Below are 721 nucleotides of genomic sequence, written 5' to 3'. Positions count from 1 at the left end.
GCGTTGCCTATACAGCCTCTCAAGAATTGGTGGGTTTGCGCATGCGCTCCTTCGCATCTGCCTTCATGCTGCTCTGTCTGACCCTGATTGGCATTGGCGGCGGCCCGACCTTTGCTGGCTGGCTAAGTGTTCAGTTCTCTGATGCAGGTTCGACGACCCCGCTGAAATCGGCGCTGGAAATCATCCTCCTGCTGAACGCTGCGAGCATCCTCTTCCTGGTCCTGTCGGGACGCTATTATGCCCGCGACGCTGCCCGCGCGGCCAAGCTGGTCTGAGCCCCGCCATGGAAAAACGGGATATCTTCTACACCGCGCATGACGGACTGAAACTTTACGCCGCCGAATACGGCCCACATGACAGCGACATCACAGTGTTGTGCATGCATGGCCTGACCCGAAACCATAAGGATTTCGAGCCAATGATACGCGGTTTAGAATTACCCGCTCGGTACATCTCGGTCGATGTGCGCGGCCGCGGCCGGTCGGATCGCGATCCGAGTGGCGAGACCTATGCGCCGCCCGTTTATGTGCAAGACATGGCCACACTGATTGACCACCTGAAACTGGACAATCTGATCCTGGTCGGCACATCGATGGGAGGGCTGATGGCAATGCTGATGGCCAAGGCTTTCCCGGATAAAATCAAGAGCATCGTGATCAATGATGTCGGGCCCGAAGTAAATCCCGCGGGCCTCAAACGCATCGCCGGCTATGCTGGCGGG

Annotated in this window: 1 protein-coding gene and 1 pseudogene; both read left to right on the top strand. The window is 58.0% G+C overall.

Annotation, left to right across the window (positions count from 1 at the left end; genetic code table 11):
* Positions 1-275 (top strand): annotated as a pseudogene (locus B4F73_RS05460) (MFS transporter); the annotation flags it as partial.
* Positions 276-283: 8 nt separating this feature from the next.
* The coding region (locus B4F73_RS05455) for an alpha/beta fold hydrolase (RefSeq protein WP_290482681.1) at positions 284-721 on the top strand (438 nt) is incomplete at its 3' end.

This window comes from Hyphomonas sp. UBA3601 (genome assembly GCF_002375605.1).
Lineage (GTDB): Bacteria > Pseudomonadota > Alphaproteobacteria > Caulobacterales > Hyphomonadaceae > Hyphomonas.
The sequence above is the reverse complement of the archived record's forward strand: the minus strand, read 5'-3'. Positions and strand labels throughout refer to the sequence as shown.